The sequence below is a fragment of the Fluviispira vulneris genome (genome assembly GCF_014281055.1).
GTDB classification, from domain to species: Bacteria; Bdellovibrionota_B; Oligoflexia; order Silvanigrellales; family Silvanigrellaceae; genus Silvanigrella; species Silvanigrella vulneris.
Genome location: NZ_JACRSE010000005.1, coordinates 61,165 through 78,322, shown reverse-complemented (window position 1 = coordinate 78,322; position 17,158 = coordinate 61,165). Strand labels below are relative to the sequence as shown.

Genomic DNA, 17,158 nt, shown 5'->3' with positions numbered 1-17,158 from the left:
CAGAAATTATCTGCAGTATATTTTTATATTAATGAATAATCAAGCTGTGGTTTGAATTTCTATATAACTAAAGGAGTAAAAATGAAAATCCAGATTGCTTTCTCTTATATTCTTTCAATGGCTCTCTTGGTGAGCTGTGGCGCAAAAAAAGATGGTGAAGTGAAAGAGAATGTCATTTATGTGAGTTCTCCAAGGCCTCAATTGGTCGCAAAATCCAATCAATTAATCTTAAAACCAACTAAGAATAACGATGGTACTTATTCTTCTCTTACAGGGAAATGGGTGGTACCAGAAAATGTTTATTCTGTCAAAATTATAGGTTGCTCTGGTGGCAATGGAGGAGGCGGTGGAGGGGCTGGCGGAGAAGGAGGGGGAGCTTTCGAAGGTTCATGGGGAAATACCTCACTTGGGGGAAATGGTTCCGCTGGTGGCGATGCCAATGGAGAAGTTGCTTCAGGCGAAAGAGGAAACCCAGGAAGACCAGGACAAAGTTGCTATTCGAACAACTCATTAACTAAATGCACACCTTTTCAAAACGATCCTCATCGTCTTCATCCTGCAAACTCGGCTAGCATAGCAGGAGAAAGTGGAAAATTAGGAGAGCAGACAGAGTTTGGGGAGTTTAAGTTTTTATCAGCAGTGAAAAATAAAGAAAATATTAAAAATAATACAAATATTTCTAGTTTTTTAGCTAATTTTGGCCAGTATTGCGATGGTGGAATGGGAGGTTTTGGTGGCAAAGGCGGAGTGGGTGCCAACGGACACAACCCAAGTGCACCTTACCAAGGTGGGTTTGGCGGAAATGGTGGAAAAGGCAAAGATGGCTATTCTGCATTGGTACAAGAGAATATTTTGAATGTGCAACCTGGCCAGGAAATTCCTTATAAAATCGGAATTGGGGGGAATGGCGGTAACCGCAGCATGCAGTCCCTACCAGGTCAAGGCAGTCGGCATCATGAAAGCGGTCATCCAAATTCTCCTGGGACAAATGGCGAATCAGGAAAACCTGGGGTGCTCATACTTCAATGGGTGAGTGTTGAATAAATTAAAATGGCTCCTATTTGAATAATATGAGCCATTTTAATACTTATATAATATGAATTTCTTAATATTTATTTCCCATGCGGTGAAAGCATAAGTGTAGGATCAACCCATTCATCAAATTGTTCTGCCGTTAGATAGCCAAGTGAAAGCGCTGCTTCTTTTAATGTTGTTCCATTTTTATGTGCGGTTTTCGCAATGGAAGCGGCTTTATCATAACCAATATGAGTGTTTAAAGCAGTTACAAGCATAAGTGACTTATGCATAAGATCATTAATTCGTTCTTTATTGGCTTTAATGCCTGAAGCACAGTGTTCCTCAAAACCAACAAAGCAATCTGCTAAGAGGCGAATCGAATGCAGAATATTATGAATAATAACGGGTTTAAAAACGTTTAATTCAAAGTTTCCTTGGCTCGAAGCCACAGTCACTGCAACATGATTGCCCATAACTTGGCAACATGCCATCGTTGCCGCTTCGCTTTGAGTAGGATTAACTTTGCCAGGCATAATGGAACTGCCAGGTTCATTTTCTGGAATAGAAATCTCCCCAATTCCGCAGCGCGGACCACTGGCAAGCCATCTTATGTCATTGGCGATTTTCATAAATGCTGTTGCTGTTGTATTCAATGCACCTGAAAGATTTGCCAGAGCCTCCTGCCCAGCAAGAGCTTGGAATTTATTCGGAGCTGTTACGAAAGGAATTTTTGTAAATTCGGCTAATCTTTTAGCGATTCCTTTTGCATAATTCTTATGAGAATTCAAGCCTGTACCAACTGCTGTACCACCTGCGGCCAATTCATAAACCATTTCCATTGAGCTTAGAACTGCTTTCTTGCACATTTTGAGTTGCATAGCCCAACCACTCACTTCATCACCTAGAGTCAGTGGTGTGGCATCTTGTAAATGCGTTCTGCCAATTTTAACTATGTCAGAGAATTCCTTTGCTTTTGCCTCAAAAGTTGCAATGATTTTATCGATTGCTGGAATAAAATTTTCATGTACTGCAATAGCTGCAGCAACATGCATTGCAGTTGGAAAACTGTCATTGGTACTTTGTCCACGATTCACGTCATCATTTGGGTGAATAGGTTTTTTACTCCCAATCACTCCTCCAGCAATTTCAATCGCTCGATTCGATATCACTTCATTGAAATTCATATTGGATTGAGTGCCAGAGCCCGTTTGCCACACGACGAGAGGAAAGTGATCGTCAAATTTTCCTTCAATGACTTCGTCAGCGGCCTGACTGATCAATTTCTCTTTTTCTTTTGCGAGCTCTCCCAATTCTGCATTTACTTGAGCAGCAGCCTTTTTGACAAGCGCGTAAGCTCTTATAAATACTCGAGGAAAACGCTCTCCACTGATTTTGAAGTTTTGAAAACTGCGTTGCGTCTGAGCTCCCCAATAAGCATTTTGTGGGACTGCAATTTCGCCCATGCTATCTGTTTCTATACGTGTAGACATAGTAGAATCTCCTAAAAGAGAAAACGAATGAATAGGATTTTCCTTTCCAAATGTAATTAGAAAGGCCGACCTAATACTTATAGGATTGAGGCGTCAATGTAGCAAGTTTCGAAGGAGCTAAAGAGAGCGACTCGAAGTCCGATATGTTGACATCTATATGAACACAACTGCTTTGAGGTATGATCAATGGAAGTGGTCGTTAATAATACAACAGTTGAATTCTCTGGTCTTCTTAATGAAGAATCTTCAGTGGAATTAATTAAACAAGGACTTGAACAAGCAGTTAAAAATTCAGCTTCAAAAAAAGAAGTCAACCTCGATTTTTCTAAAGTTAAACGCGCAAACTCATGTGGTATCCTTGCTTGGTATAAAATTCTTGATACTTTTGATTGCACATTTGTATATATAAATGCACCAAGATGGTTGGTTGAACAATTTAATATTAGTGATTTTCTAAGTGACAAGACACGTGTACAAAGTATTTATGCAAATTTTTATTGCCCATCAAATGATACTCATGAAGTATTATTGTTGACTTTGGGAAATGAAATTCCAATTTTAGATAATTATGATGAGTTTAACTTGGTATTAAAAAATAAAGATGGACTTGATCTCGAAATTGACTTTGAACCAAGCGAATATTTCTATTTTATCTCGTCAAATCCCCAAAGGTTTAAGAAGGAGGCAGCTTGAAAGTTGTCTGTTTTTTACCCGACTCAATTGCTTTTCAAAATAAACTGGGGATGCTCACTCGCTCAGCTGGCGTAAATTTTCAACCTTGCACAAGTGAAGAAGAAGCAAAAGTATTTGCTGCCAATGAAAAAAAAGATCGATTTTTTTTATTTGCAGAGGCTAAAAAGATCGATTTTTTAAAAGACTTTTCTTCAACCTATCCTGAATGTCGGATTGTCGTAATTCTTCAAGAATCACTTCAAAGAGTTATTCCGAGTTTAATTGATTGTTCCAATATTCAGTGTTTCGTAGCAACTAATAATGGTGAATTTGATGCACGAGAATTAATCATGTTGCTTAAAAAGTTTGAGTCAAAAGATTACCCTGGACTTGAAAAACATTTAAATTTCCCTGCGATTTTTAAAGAAAAAAGAATTAAATCCCAAAATGATAAAAGAGAAGCAATAAAAATATTGGAAGAATTTATCTTAAAAATTGGCGGCAACTCAGATCGTTTTGATCAATATGCACAAAGAGTTTGTGATTTGGCAGATGAATTATTACTCAATGCTGTTTTTGATGCAAATCCTAGATTAAAAACAGCTGATAGAAGTGCACCTTTTGAGTTAAGTGATACAGAATCAGTCAGAATTAAGTGGGGATTTGATGGGGAAGTTTTTGGCTTATCTGTAGCAGATCCATTTGGTTCATTGAGTAAAAAAACAGTTATGCAGTATTTAGATGAAAACCAAAAAACAGAACATATAGGAAAACGCGATAGTGGAGGATTAGGAATAAAATTAATTTTCGAAAGACTTCATCACTATATAGTTAATGTAAATCCAGGAAAAATGACTGAAATCGTTTGCCTGATGCGCTTTGAAAAAAGATTCAAAGACTTCGATAAAAGACTAAGGAGTTTCCACTATTTTAAAGTTGAGGACTCTCAATAAAAATGGCATCAGAATTCAGCAAGGACTTGGACAAAGCTCTTGCTTCGCAAATTCTAAAAAATGTTTCAACCGGTATTGCCTTATTTAATGCTGGCGATCGATATATGTATTGGTGCAATGCTACTTTTAAGAAACAAACTTGGTTTGGTGGGGTTGGAAAATCTGCTGCAAAAGTAAATATAGATGATCTTTTTGAAGCAAAAGATCAACCATTAATCTACGAATTATTTAATATCGCCTTAAAATTAGGTCAGGCTTATGACTATCAAAGACAAGTACGGAGAGGTCCAGTTGGTTCTTTCCCTGCAGAAATTAAATTGCATAAAATACCAATTGCAAACAATGAAATATTAATATGCATGGAAATTGCAGATTTGAGTCTTACAAAAATGTATGACGAGCTGCAAAACACACATGCACAAATGCGTGATAAATTAGCTGATTTAATGACGACACAAGCAGAGTTGCATTATTCAGTTCGTATGAATACAATCTCAGAAATTGGTGCTGATATAGCTCATCAGTTGATAAATCCAATTACAATGTGCCGTGGAATTTTACAAACACAAATTTTACCAGCCTTAAATACAAATAACACAGCACAAGAAGATTTAAAAAAGGCCTTGCAATATATGCAAGACATTCAAGATCTCGCTGTCTGGTTTAGAAAGTTTTCAAATCCAAAATTATCTGAAACACAAATATCAAATGTTATGAGTATGGTTGATGATGCGCTTATGCTAAACGTTCATCGATTTACGACACAAGGAATTACTTATAAAATTCGTAAAGATGACACATATGATCCCACTGTTGTTGCAAACCCGGTTAACTTTATTATGTGGTTGAATGCAGCATTTGCGGAACTCTGTGACGTTATAACACAAGGTAACAGTGTGATTTATATTGATATCAACGGGAATGATGATTTTGTTACGATATCTGCGCAATGTTCATGTATCCCTGGCGGTAAACAAAAAGTAGAAATTGCGACTCTCGAAAAATTTGCAAATAAAATGCCAGGCAGTGCAAAATTCGAAGCCATGCTGCAAGAATCACATATTTTATTTAGCCTTGGCTTAACTTGTTTCCAAGAAGAAGAGTCACAAAAAGAAGAAGGAACAGAAAATGCCGAAGCAGGCTCAGCACAAAAATACACAGGCAGTGCGAAGCCACTTGTCCTTATTGTAGACGATGAATCTGACATACGCAGACTGGTTAAACGTGCCATGAAACAATCGGGCTGGGAGTCGGTGGAAGCAGAAGATGGACTGCAAGCGCTAGAATACTTTCAGCAAGAAGATAAAAAAGCCATTGCGGAAAGAATTGTGGCAATAATAAGCGATGTGCGCATGCCGAGAATGACGGGCCCACACTTTTTGGTAGCCTTACGTGAAGAAAAAATTAACACGCCTTTTATCTTTTTTAGCAGCAACATTGTCGATCAAGGTGATGGTGGTTTTAAATATGAAAATGTCTTTTATATGACAAAAGAATCCGGGATGGATGCCCTCAAGAAAATAGTCGCCCGTTTCATGCCTGCCGTTACGAATGGGGATGCCGCTGAGGTGAAGAGTTAGTAATTTTTAGAATAAAATAAAATTATTTAAAAAAATATCAAAAAAATAAACGTGATTTATTTGTATTTTAAATTTTGGATGTGTTAAATTGTCAATAGTGCAATAATCAGTAATTTAAACTTTGGTATCCGATAAATATGCACTGTTGAAAAAATATGAAATAATGCTTAAAGGCAATTTTTGCTATGCAAAATTTATTAAGAGACAAAATTTTAATAGTAGGCTCAACAGGGTTAGTTGGAAGTAATTTACTAAATCTATTTAATAAAAATAATTTGATAGAAATTTTTAGAAATAAAAAACCATGGATGAATAGCAAAAATTTTTATAATATTGATATTTTTTCTAATCCATTGGAAGTTATGAGTTTCATAAGTGAAATAAATTCAGTTATTTTTTTAGCCTTTCCAGTTAATCTAGATGCAATTGAAAATATGTCAAATGATGAAATTAAAAAGTTTAAAATAAATTTTGAAAAATTTATTAATATATTAAATCAGCACTCAATACCAATATTATTTCTATCAACGGATGCGGTTTTATGGGGTATTGAACCCTCAACAAGAAATGATCAAGTAGAACCATTGAATCCTGTAAATATTTACTCATATTTAAAAATTGAATGTGAAAAAATTTTAAAGAATTTAGCTTCAAAAAATTATGTAATCATAAGGGCTACTCCAGTAGGTTTTCATGCAGAAGAAAAATATAATGGATTTCTTGGGCAATTACTGTATCATGCTGAAAAACAAAAAATATATGGATTCGTAGACAATATGATAACTCCTGTGTCCATAAATAGACTTAATCAATGGATCTATGACTGGGCAGTTTGTAGAGATAAAGAAATATATTATAAAAAAAATGTTTATCATATTTCATCCTATGATTCATGCTCAAAGTATGAATTAATTTTTCAGATATTTAAAAAATACAATCTACATGAAAATATTATAAAACATAAAATGAATTTAAACACAAAAGCAAAAAGAGTGTTAAACCAATCTATTATTTGCTCTAAGGAAATAAAATTTTCTTGTGAAGATATAATATCAGAAATTAATTATTGAGGTGCCTATGTTCTCGAAAGAAATTAAGATAGGAAAATATAAAATTTCATACCATAATCCAACTTTAATTATTGCAGAAATTGGAAGTAATTTTGATGGTTCTATAGATAGAGCAAAAAAACTTATATATGATGCTTATAAATGTGGAGCTCAAGTAGCAAAATTTCAATCATTTAAGGCAGAAAAAATTATCAGTGAAAAAAATTTTAAAAATACTTCATTTCAATCAAACTGGAAAAAATCGGTTGGTGAAGTATATAAATCAGCAGAGTTGCCCCTGGAATGGATTATAGAATTAAAAGCATATTCAGAAGAACTAGGTTTAGAGTTTATGTCAGCTCCCTATGATATTGAGGCTTTAGAGCAGCTAGTAAAAAATAATATTACATCAATCAAAATAGGTTCAGGAGAAATAAGTAATGTTGATTTTCTAAAAACTGCTGCAGAAACAAATTTACCAATATTGCTCGCAACAGGTGCATCATCATTTTCAGAAATTGATGAAGCGATGCATATCTTGAATAAATATGGAAGTGGTGACGTAATTCTTCTTCAATGTGTGACTCAATATCCAACAGATTTTTCATTTTCAAACATTAGAGTGATAGAAGCATATAGTAAAATGTATGAGTGCATTACAGGATACTCTGACCATACACCTGGATTAACGGTTCCTCTAGGTGCTGTAGCCTTAGGAGCTAGAGTGATAGAAAAACATTTTACTGATGATAAATCACGAGAAGGTCCAGATCATGCATTTGCTATGAATTTAGTCGAATTTACTGAAATGAGTAAGCAGATTAGAAATTTAGAATTAGCATTAGGAAAACCATGGAAAAAAATTGAAGAATGCGAAGAAGAAACAAAAATATTACAAAGAAGAGGCTTAGTCACTAAAGGAAAACTGCAAAAAGGTGAGAGAATTACATTAGAAAACTCAGTATTATTGAGACCACAAAAAGGAATATTACCAAAAGATTTTCACAAAGTAATTGGAAAACATATAAATAAAGATATGGAAGATTCTACTCCTATTTGTTGGGAGGATATACAGTGATTCAATTTGAATCCATTTATCTCATGCCCATTGAAGAAAAATATTTGAAAATACTCCAAATTTGGAGAAATAATAGTGAATTTAGACAGTATTTTAGAGAATATAAAGAATTAAATTATGATGATCAGCAAAGATGGCTCAATAAAATCAATTCTGAAAATTCAAATAACTTAATGTTTGGAGTATTTGATTCATTAACAAAAGAATTGATTGGAGTATGCGGATTATGTAATATTAACTTTATATATAGAAATGCTGAGTTATCAATGTATATAGGTATTAATAACTTATATATAGATGATGTTTACGCACCTGATGTTGCTACTGCTTTAATTAGATATGCTTATTTTGATTTGAATCTAGAGCGTATTTGGTGCGAAGTTTATGAAATTGACATTAAAAAATCAAAGCTAATAGAAAAAATTGGATTTAAAAAAGAGGGTATATTAAGAAATAATGTTTTTAAAAATGGAAAATATTTAAATAGTATAATTTATGGAGTTATAAGAAGTGAATTAGAACTTATTTTATCAGATAGTAATGATAAAATTTATAAAATAAATGATTAAAAGATTTATATAAATAGGAAAAATTATGCTAAATAATAAAAGCATTTTAATTACTGGTGGGACAGGGAGTTTTGGTAAACGATTTGTTAGAAGAATTTTAAATCAATATAAACCAAAGAAAATAATTGTATTTAGTAGAGATGAATTGAAGCAATTTGAAATGGCAAAAGAATTTCCTGTGGAAAAGTATTCGTGTCTTCGATATTTTATAGGTGATATTAGAGATCAATCAAGACTTCGTCGAGCATTAAATGGAGTCGATTTTGTTGTGCATGCAGCTGCGTTGAAACAAGTTCCTGCAGCAGAATATAACCCATTTGAGTTTATAAAAACTAATGTAATTGGGGCTCAAAATTTGATTGATGCTTGTATTGATCTAGGGGTAAAAAAAGTTATTGCCCTTTCAACAGATAAGGCTTCAAACCCAATTAATTTATATGGCGCGACTAAACTTTGCTCAGACAAGCTTTTTGTTGCAGGGAATTCATATTCAGGAGTAAATGGGACAAAATTTTCTGTAGTACGATATGGCAATGTTCTTGGATCTAGAGGAAGTGTGATTCCCTTTTTTTTAAAATCTAAAAAATCGGGTATATTGCCAATAACTGATGCAAGAATGACACGTTTTTGGATCACTTTAGATCAGGGGATAGATCTCGTTTTAAAAGCCTTTGAAGTGAATTTTGGTGGCGGAATATACGTACCTAAAATTCCTAGTATGAAAATTATAGATGTAGCCCATGCAATAGCACCTGAATGTGAAATAAAAATTATCGGTATAAGACCTGGAGAAAAATTGCATGAATGTATGATTGGTGAAGATGATGCTGATTATACCTATGAATATAATGACTATTATGTTATTCATCCAGCAATACACAATTGGTATCTAGATACAAATCGCATAAATGAAGGAATTAAAGTGAAAGAGGGTTTTAGATATTCATCTGAAATAAATGAAAAATGGCTGAAATCCGATGAATTATTGGAGATACTATCTTTACATGAGCAAAAAGATGAGGAACTTGTCATAAGTGCAGAAACAAATGTTTACACCCAGAATTACTTTACATCGATCGAAGATAAACAAATTTTTTCTAATTTTGAAAATAATAAATTGTAAACAAGTTTAAAATATTTTGAAAAAGAGTTAGTCATGATCTATGAAACTATAAATTGTGATTTATGTGGGAGCAAAAGCTATACTAAAATTGCAAAACAAAAAGACTTAATATACAATACTACTAATGATATTTTTCATGTTGTTAAATGTAATAATTGTAATTTAAAATTTACAAATCCTAGACCAAAATTTTCATATATGAATCTATTTTATAGTAACAATTATTCATTTCATTCTAAAAAAAGTTTTTTAAAAAAAAATATTGAGTTACTTTTAAATAAATTTTCAAACACAATTTTTGTTATCATGCTTAATCCATTTAAATTTCTTCATCCATATTTTATCCAGCGCATAACTCCTAAAATTGAAGATCCTGTGAAAAAATACTTAAAATTAAATATAAAAAATAAACGTGGACAAATCCTTGATATTGGGTGTGGTAGTGGTGTATCAACTCATTTTTTTGGGTCGAAATCAAGTCTTTATTATTATAGGAAATTTTTAGATGTTTTTGGTTGTGATTTTTCAGATAAAGCTAGATCTATTTTAGATAAATTAAATATTAAATCATTTGATTCAATAGACTCGATTCCTAATACTCAAAAATTTGATATCATTAGAATGAATTGGTCCTTAGAGCATGTTGACAAGCCAAGCTTATATTTTAAATTCATCAGTGAGCATTTATATAGTGAAGGAATTGCAATAATATGTGTGCCAAATATAGATGGACATGTATATAAAATGTATCCAAATTGCTTAGAATTACCTATACATTTATATCACTTTAGTCTTGATAATATTCAGAATTATGCGGACAAAAATAATTTAAAAATAATTGATTCTATTACATTTTCTTATCCAGGATTATATTATTTTTCAAGTAAATACTTTGAAGAGTTAGATGCATATAAAAACATGTCAATTTATGAGGCATGGAAAATGAATAAAATAATGGAAAAGACAAATATAAAAGATGGAAACGATATGATTATTGTTCTCAAGAAAGAATAAAATGAATAAAAATAATTTCTTTTCAAATATTAAATCATACTGGTCAGAAGTTAAAATTGTAGAGAATAATATATCAAAATGCATGGAAAAAGAGTCAAAAAAATATGCAAAAGGAAATTTAATTGATATAGGCTGCGGAAAAAAACCATATGAAGAAATTTTTTTAAAATATGTAAAATCTTATTATGGTATCGATAATGAATTGACTATGAAATCAAATTATGGAAATGAAACAAAAGCTGATTTATATTGTGATTGTGAGAATACTGGCTTAATGAGCGAATCATTTGATACTTTGCTTTCTACTCAAGTCTTAGAGCATGTATTCAATACGGAAAGTTTTATAAATGAATGTCATAGGCTTTTAAAAAAAAATGGAATTGCTATATTTACAGTTCCTCAGTTATGGCAACTACACTCTGAACCATATGATTATTACAGATTTACTAAGTATTCACTTATCTCTCATTTTAAAAATGCAGGATTTGAAATTATTGAATTATATCCAATTGAGGGAGCATTTGCAGCACTCATACAAACTAAGATGGTTTCGATATATTCGCACATCAATTATACAAATAAATTTACATATCCATTAAAAAGATTTTTAAGAAAAGTTCGGAAAATATTTGTTTATCCAATATTGAATATATGTGCATTAAAATTTGATAAATATTTTTACAATGAAAAGCTTTGTCTTAACTATTGTTTGGTAGTTCGAAAGTTATAATTAATTTGTAATTAATAAGGAATTTTAATGATTAAAATGAATGAACTTGATGCGTTTAATGATAAAAAGATTTTTATTTTTGGTTCGACCAGTTTTATTGGAAAATGTTTGATAAAAAAACTGAAAAAAATAGATTTTAAAGGAAATATTATAACAGTTTCTCGAAGTAGTACTTCATCCTCTTACAATGGCAAGATTGAAGATAAAAATTTTGTCGAACATGTAATTAAGAAAGAAAATCCATATGCAATAATAAATCTTTCTGCATTCAAAGAGAGAAACTATTGTATTGAAAATTTCTATGCTGCAATGCAAACAAATATTTTAGGGTCATTAAATATATATAGCGGAGCAGTAAATGTAAGTTCCATAAAATTGATAATTAATGTTGGAACTTGTGAAGAATATGGAAATAATCAATTAAAGTATGATGGAAATATAATTGAATCACCGATATCGCCTTATTCATGGTCAAAAACGGCGAGTTATTTAATGGGTAAAATAATATCTCAAGCAGAAAAATTTAGATTAATAACTATTCGACCATCCATTGCTTATGGGCCAGAACAAAAATTAGACATGTTTCTTCCTTCACTTATCAATTCTTTGCTTTTAAAACAAGAATTTGATATGACTGATGGCTTACAAACTAGAGATTATATATTTGTAGATGATATTTGTGATGCAATTATTTTAGCCCTCGTTCACGGTGAAGAAAAAAATAATTTAGTTTATAACATCTCTAGTGGTCAAATATTAAAATTAAGAGATTTAGCTCTTAAAGTTGAAGAACTTATAGGAAATTATGGTTTAATTAAATTTGGCTTGAAAGATCATAGAGAAAATGATATAAAAAATTATTCGGCTGATAATAGTAAAGCAATGAATGAATTGCACTGGAAACCTGCAACCAGCTTAAATGAAGGTTTATTAAAAACGATTGACTATTATAAAAGCGTTTTAAAAATTGAGGGAAAAATTGAGAATACATTATCATTCAGATTGTGATTATCTTGCTGGATGCGAAAACATGATAATAAATTTTATGAACTCAGATGAATTAAAAAAAATTCATGATCTATCTTTTTCGTTTAGGTTTTCAGATAAATATCAAAATGAATTATTTCTCAGATTAAATAAATATGAGTTTATTTACCCTTTGAACTTATTAGATTCATCAGAGTTAAAAAGGAGACTTTTACATTATAAAATTCCAAGCTTTATTGCTTCAGTTTTTATAAATTTTCTCAAGATATTTATATATGTGATTAATTTTTGCAAGATTATTAGTTTTTTTTATGGGAAAAAAATCGATATTCTACATATAAATAACGGAAATTATCCAGGAGCAATTTCATGTAATAGCGCAGTATTAGCTGGAAAAATACTTGGGATAAAAAAAATAATATACACTGTAAATAATATTCCTATACCGTATAGATCTTTATCAAGAGTGATTGATTTTCCAATAGATTTTATTACATTTAACTTAGTAACTTGTTTTATAACTGCGTCGAATTATGCGAGAGATAAGTTAAGCAAATTAATACCAAGTGTGCATAAAAATAGATTTGTATCTATTCATAATGGAATTACCCTAAGAAGCATTAATGAAAGTAACATTCAATTAAAGAAACGATTGGAATTAAATGACGAGGACATTGTTGTTTCTATTATAGCAGTTTTAGAGAAAAGAAAAGGACATTTGTATCTGCTTCATGCAATTGATTATTTAAGAAAAAATGCAGCACCTATTTTGAATAAAATTATATTTATCGTCGAAGGTGAAGGTAAAGAATTTGATGCACTTAAACAATTTGCAAATGATAATAAAATTGAAAAATATTTAAAATTTATCGGAAGAGAAAAAAATATATTTAACCTAATTAATGGTTCTGATATTATAGTTTTACCATCTATTTCTAACGAGGATTTTCCTAATATTATTTTAGAAGCCATGAGTTTAGGAAAGCCAGTGATTGCTTCAAATATTTCAGGAATAATAGAGCAAATAGAGCATATGAAGACAGGGATAATTGTAGAGTCTAAAAATTATTTATCAATTGCAGAAGCTCTAATTTTTCTTATAAATAATTCTGATATTAGAGAAAAAATGGGAAAGAACGCTAAGATTCGTTTTGAAAAATATTTCGAGGCAAAAGTTGCTATTAGAAAATATATGAATTTATATGAAAATATAAAAAATTATCAAAATTTTTAAAGGTGAAACTGTGAAAAAATTAGATTTAGGGTGTGGCAACTCTAAGAAAGAAGGTTATATCGGAGTTGACAGTCTAAGTTTGAAGAATGTGGATATTATACACAATCTTGACAGATATCCTTATCCATTTGATGAAAATGAAATCGATGAAATTATAATGGATAATGTGCTGGAGCATCTTTCAGATCCTGTAAAAGTATTAGAGGAAATATATAGAATATCAAAGAATGGCGCAAATATAATAATTTCTGTACCTTACTTTAGAAGTGTATATGCATATATAGATCCAACTCACAGAAATTTTTTTAGTTCATTTTGGTTTGATTATTTTGATCCAACAAACATTTATTTTGAAAAGTATGCTTATGCTAAAGTTAAATTTAGAGTTAAAAAAATTGAATTCGATAAAGAATTTAAAAAAGAAAGAATTCGATTTTGGCACAGAATTATGATTTACATAGCTGAAAAGCATAGAGTTTTTTATGAAATGCGGCTTTCTCATTTATTTCCATTAAACTCAATAACGTTTGAGCTAAGGGTTATAAAATAAGGATTTCTAGTTATTAACACTTAAGAGGGATGTTAAAATGAAAACAGTGATATTGTGTGGAGGAAAAGGAACTAGAATAAGAGATGTCGCTGATAATATACCGAAACCTATGATACCTATAGGTGGTATTCCAATTCTGTGGCATATTATGAATTATTACTCAAATTGGAGTTATAAAGATTTCATACTTTGTCTAGGTTATAAAAATACAGTTATAAAAGATTTTTTTTTAAATTACAGAGCACATACAAGTGATTTTACAATATCATTAGGTGATAGCCAAAATATTGAGTACTTTGGAAATTCAAAAAATGTTGATTGGAAAGTAACCTTGGCTGAAACAGGTCTTGAAGCTATGACAGGATCAAGAATTAGAAAAATTCGAAAATATTTAAATGATGATGAAAACTTCATGTTAACTTATGGTGACGGTTTAAGTGATATTAATATTAATAAATTGGTAAATTTTCATAAGTCACACGGCAAAATACTAACAGTTTCAGGAGTTCGGCCTCCTGGTAGATTTGGCGAGCTTGTTTGCAATAGTCATGGCTTAGCAACTGAGTTCAATGAAAAGCCACAAACGACAGGGGGACTGATTTCTGGTGGTTATTTTGTGTGTAGAAGAGAGTTATTAGATTACTTAACTGATGACGATAGCTTAGTATTTGAAAAAGATCCAATGCAAAGACTTGTCTCTGAAAAACAATTAATGGTCTATGAGCATGAAGGATTCTGGCAACCTATGGACACATATAGAGAATACCAATTGTTAAATGAGATGTATGATAATGGAAATGCTCCATGGGTATTCTCTAATTAAGAATATAATTTTAGTAATTATTGTAAATTGATTTGAGAAATTAAACAATAATAACTTTTATAAGGACATTAATGCATGATACATGGCGTAAGAATTTCTCCTTTGAAACAAATTTTAGATGAAAGAGGAAAAATTATGCATATGATGAGAAACGATTCAGAAGTTTTTAAATCATTTGGAGAAATATATTTTTCTTGTGTTTATCCAAATGCTATTAAAGGATGGCATATACATAAAGAAATGACTTTAAATTATTGTGTTCCATATGGAAATATAAAATTTGTACTATACGATGACAGAGAAAATAGCCCGACCAGAGGAAATATTCAGGAAATATTTTTAGGGGTTGATAACTACCTTTTAGTTTCAGTGCCACCAAAAATTTGGAATGGTTTTAAAGGGCTGGGAAACGAAACTGCAATTGTTGCAAATTGTGCAAGCATACCACATAGCAGCCATGAAATAGAACGCTTAGATCCATTAAGTGAAATTATTCCGTATAAATGGGGTTTAATTAATAAATAGAAATCATATAATTTAAATAACTTTATAATGAGTACTTTATGACACAAAAAATTTTAATTACTGGAGGACTTGGATATTTAGGAAGTAGATTATTTAAAAAGCTCTCCGAATCTAATCAATATGAAGTTTATTCAACTTCTAGAAATAAAAATATTGATATAAATATTCCATATTTAAGAATAATAGATTTTACTTCAGAAAAATCTATTATGGACTGTTGTGAAGGTATTGATACTATATTACATCTTTCAACGCCAAATGAAATCGATTCAGCAAATAATGTTGAAAAAGCAATTATTGAAACTTGTATTTATACATATAATTTATTAAGTGCAGCTGAAAAAAGTAATGTAAAAAAAATAATATATTTTTCTACTGCCCATATTTATGGAAGTCCTTTAATCGGTGATATAAATGAAGAGTCTTTACCTAAGCCGAGGCATCCATATTCTATATGTCATCGAATGGCAGAAGATCTGATATTAAGTTATCATTCCAATAAAAAAATAACTGGACTAGTCCTACGTCTATCGAATGGTTTTGGCTATCCAGTTTCAAAGAATATTAATAGATGGAGTTTATTGGTAAATAATTTATGCAGAGAAGTAATAGAAAATAAATGTATGACGTTAAAAAATCCAATGCAAAAAAGAGATTTTATTCCAATTGGAGATATCGAAAATTGCATTTTACACCTTTTATCTGATCAGAAAATTAATATTTATGACGGAATATTTAATCTTGGTGGAAAAAATACATTGACTGTATATGATATGGCAAAACTGATTTCAAAAAGATGTCAAGATGTCTTAAAATTTACACCTAAAATTATTATGCAAGATATTGGTGATGAAGGTCATGGTAATCCTACTTTTACATATTGTATTAATAAAATTGAATCGACTGGATTTAAGCTTTCAGGAGCGATAGAAGAGGAGATTGATAAAACATTAATTTACTGTCAATCTCATTTTTAAATCAATAACTTTTAAATATATAGGTGCAAATTTGAGAGGAGCAATAAAGGATACGCTCGCAGTTTTATATTTTAATATCTATCGAAAATATATTAATATAAAAGGATGTCGAGTTCTTTTGTATCATGCATTTGGTACAGAACTGCAGCATGATAACTATGGGATCAGCATTGATTTAGATACATTTGAATCACATCTGAAAATTTTAAAAAATATTAGTTATTTTTTAAAATTTTCAGAATTAATTAATAAAGAAGTCTTAAATAAAAACTCTATTTGTTTGACATTTGATGATGGATATGAGGATAATATGCTTGCTGCTGATATTTTATGCGAATTATCAATCCCATTTACAATATTTATTACAACAGATTTTATTGGAAAAAAATATTTTTTTACAAAGGAACAATTACGTAGAGTATCTGAAATGCCATTTTGTGAAATTGGCGCGCATACTAAATCTCATCCAATTTTAGCAAATCAGACTATCAAAGTTCAAAGAAATGAATTATTATTTAGTAAAAATTATTTGGAAGATCTTCTAGGTCATCGAATTACATCGATGACATATCCTCATGGTAGTTATACAAATGAAACTATAAACTTAGTTAAAGAGTGTGGCTATTCACTATCAGGCTGTAGTATATCAGATATTAATACTTTAAAAAATTATAATCCTTATTTGATTAGAAGAACGGAGATAATTAAAAGAGATGATAGTAATTTGTTTAATAAAAAAATAAATGGATATTATGATTATTTGTTTATAAGAAAATATTTTTAAAAA

General features: G+C 30.7%; 18 protein-coding genes. 17 read left to right on the top strand and 1 reads right to left on the bottom strand.

Annotation, left to right across the window (positions count from 1 at the left end; genetic code table 11):
* The first annotated feature begins 81 nt into the window (after positions 1-81).
* A complete protein-coding gene (locus H7355_RS11770) occupies positions 82-1,044 on the top strand; it encodes a hypothetical protein (protein WP_186647745.1) in 963 nt (320 codons plus the stop codon).
* A gap of 68 nt (positions 1,045-1,112) precedes the next feature.
* On the opposite strand, the gene fumC is transcribed toward H7355_RS11770, so the two are convergent.
* A complete protein-coding gene (fumC, locus tag H7355_RS11765) occupies positions 1,113-2,507 on the bottom strand; it encodes a class II fumarate hydratase (protein ID WP_186647743.1) in 1,395 nt (464 codons plus the stop codon).
* Between the two features lie 186 nt (positions 2,508-2,693).
* On the opposite strand from fumC, the gene H7355_RS11760 reads away from it, so the two are divergent.
* The 16 genes from H7355_RS11760 to H7355_RS11685 all read left to right on the top strand — a co-directional run bounded on the left by H7355_RS11760 (position 2,694) and on the right by H7355_RS11685 (position 17,155).
* On the top strand, positions 2,694-3,200 hold the full coding sequence (locus H7355_RS11760; RefSeq protein WP_186647741.1) for a hypothetical protein: 507 nt from the start codon (positions 2,694-2,696) through the stop codon (positions 3,198-3,200).
* Positions 3,197-4,132 carry a hypothetical protein gene (locus tag H7355_RS11755; RefSeq protein ID WP_186647739.1) on the top strand — a complete coding sequence of 312 codons (936 nt, stop codon included), beginning with the start codon at positions 3,197-3,199 and terminating at the stop codon, positions 4,130-4,132. The genes H7355_RS11760 and H7355_RS11755 overlap by 4 nt, the downstream gene beginning before the upstream one ends.
* A 2-nt stretch (positions 4,133-4,134) precedes the next feature.
* Positions 4,135-5,712, top strand: coding sequence for a response regulator (locus tag H7355_RS11750; protein ID WP_186647737.1), 1,578 nt, complete (start codon positions 4,135-4,137; stop codon positions 5,710-5,712).
* A gap of 185 nt (positions 5,713-5,897) precedes the next feature.
* Complete coding sequence (locus H7355_RS11745) at positions 5,898-6,782, top strand: sugar nucleotide-binding protein (RefSeq protein WP_186647735.1); 885 nt, start codon at positions 5,898-5,900, stop codon at positions 6,780-6,782.
* 7 nt (positions 6,783-6,789) lie between these two features.
* Complete coding sequence (locus tag H7355_RS11740) at positions 6,790-7,839, top strand: N-acetylneuraminate synthase family protein (RefSeq protein WP_186647733.1); 1,050 nt, start codon at positions 6,790-6,792, stop codon at positions 7,837-7,839.
* Entirely contained in the window at positions 7,836-8,408 is a 573-nt protein-coding gene (locus H7355_RS11735; RefSeq protein ID WP_186647732.1) for a GNAT family N-acetyltransferase, read from the top strand. Before H7355_RS11740 ends, H7355_RS11735 begins: the two co-directional genes overlap by 4 nt.
* Positions 8,409-8,433: 25 nt before the next feature.
* Positions 8,434-9,531, top strand: a complete 1,098-nt coding sequence (pseB, locus tag H7355_RS11730) for a UDP-N-acetylglucosamine 4,6-dehydratase (inverting) (RefSeq protein ID WP_186647729.1) — start codon at positions 8,434-8,436, stop codon at positions 9,529-9,531.
* A gap of 33 nt (positions 9,532-9,564) precedes the next feature.
* Positions 9,565-10,545 carry a class I SAM-dependent methyltransferase gene (locus tag H7355_RS11725; RefSeq protein WP_186647720.1) on the top strand — a complete coding sequence of 327 codons (981 nt, stop codon included), beginning with the start codon at positions 9,565-9,567 and terminating at the stop codon, positions 10,543-10,545.
* 1 nt (position 10,546) lies between these two features.
* Positions 10,547-11,275 (top strand): class I SAM-dependent methyltransferase, encoded by a 729-nt coding sequence (locus tag H7355_RS11720; protein ID WP_186647718.1) that lies wholly within the window; start codon positions 10,547-10,549, stop codon positions 11,273-11,275.
* 27 nt (positions 11,276-11,302) lie between these two features.
* Positions 11,303-12,283 (top strand): NAD-dependent epimerase/dehydratase family protein, encoded by a 981-nt coding sequence (locus H7355_RS11715; RefSeq protein ID WP_186647716.1) that lies wholly within the window; start codon positions 11,303-11,305, stop codon positions 12,281-12,283.
* A gap of 22 nt (positions 12,284-12,305) precedes the next feature.
* On the top strand, positions 12,306-13,496 hold the full coding sequence (locus tag H7355_RS11710; RefSeq protein ID WP_186647714.1) for a glycosyltransferase family 4 protein: 1,191 nt from the start codon (positions 12,306-12,308) through the stop codon (positions 13,494-13,496).
* A gap of 10 nt (positions 13,497-13,506) precedes the next feature.
* Positions 13,507-14,046: a class I SAM-dependent methyltransferase gene (locus H7355_RS11705; protein ID WP_186647712.1), complete on the top strand. Its 540-nt coding sequence runs from the start codon at positions 13,507-13,509 to the stop codon at positions 14,044-14,046.
* Between the two features lie 37 nt (positions 14,047-14,083).
* Positions 14,084-14,869, top strand: a complete 786-nt coding sequence (gene rfbF / locus H7355_RS11700) for a glucose-1-phosphate cytidylyltransferase (protein WP_186647710.1) — start codon at positions 14,084-14,086, stop codon at positions 14,867-14,869.
* A gap of 75 nt (positions 14,870-14,944) precedes the next feature.
* Positions 14,945-15,394: a dTDP-4-dehydrorhamnose 3,5-epimerase family protein gene (locus H7355_RS11695; RefSeq protein WP_186647708.1), complete on the top strand. Its 450-nt coding sequence runs from the start codon at positions 14,945-14,947 to the stop codon at positions 15,392-15,394.
* 38 nt (positions 15,395-15,432) lie between these two features.
* Positions 15,433-16,371: an SDR family oxidoreductase gene (locus tag H7355_RS11690; RefSeq protein ID WP_186647706.1), complete on the top strand. Its 939-nt coding sequence runs from the start codon at positions 15,433-15,435 to the stop codon at positions 16,369-16,371.
* A gap of 31 nt (positions 16,372-16,402) precedes the next feature.
* Positions 16,403-17,155, top strand: coding sequence for a polysaccharide deacetylase family protein (locus H7355_RS11685; protein WP_186647704.1), 753 nt, complete (start codon positions 16,403-16,405; stop codon positions 17,153-17,155).
* Positions 17,156-17,158 lie beyond the last annotated feature (3 nt).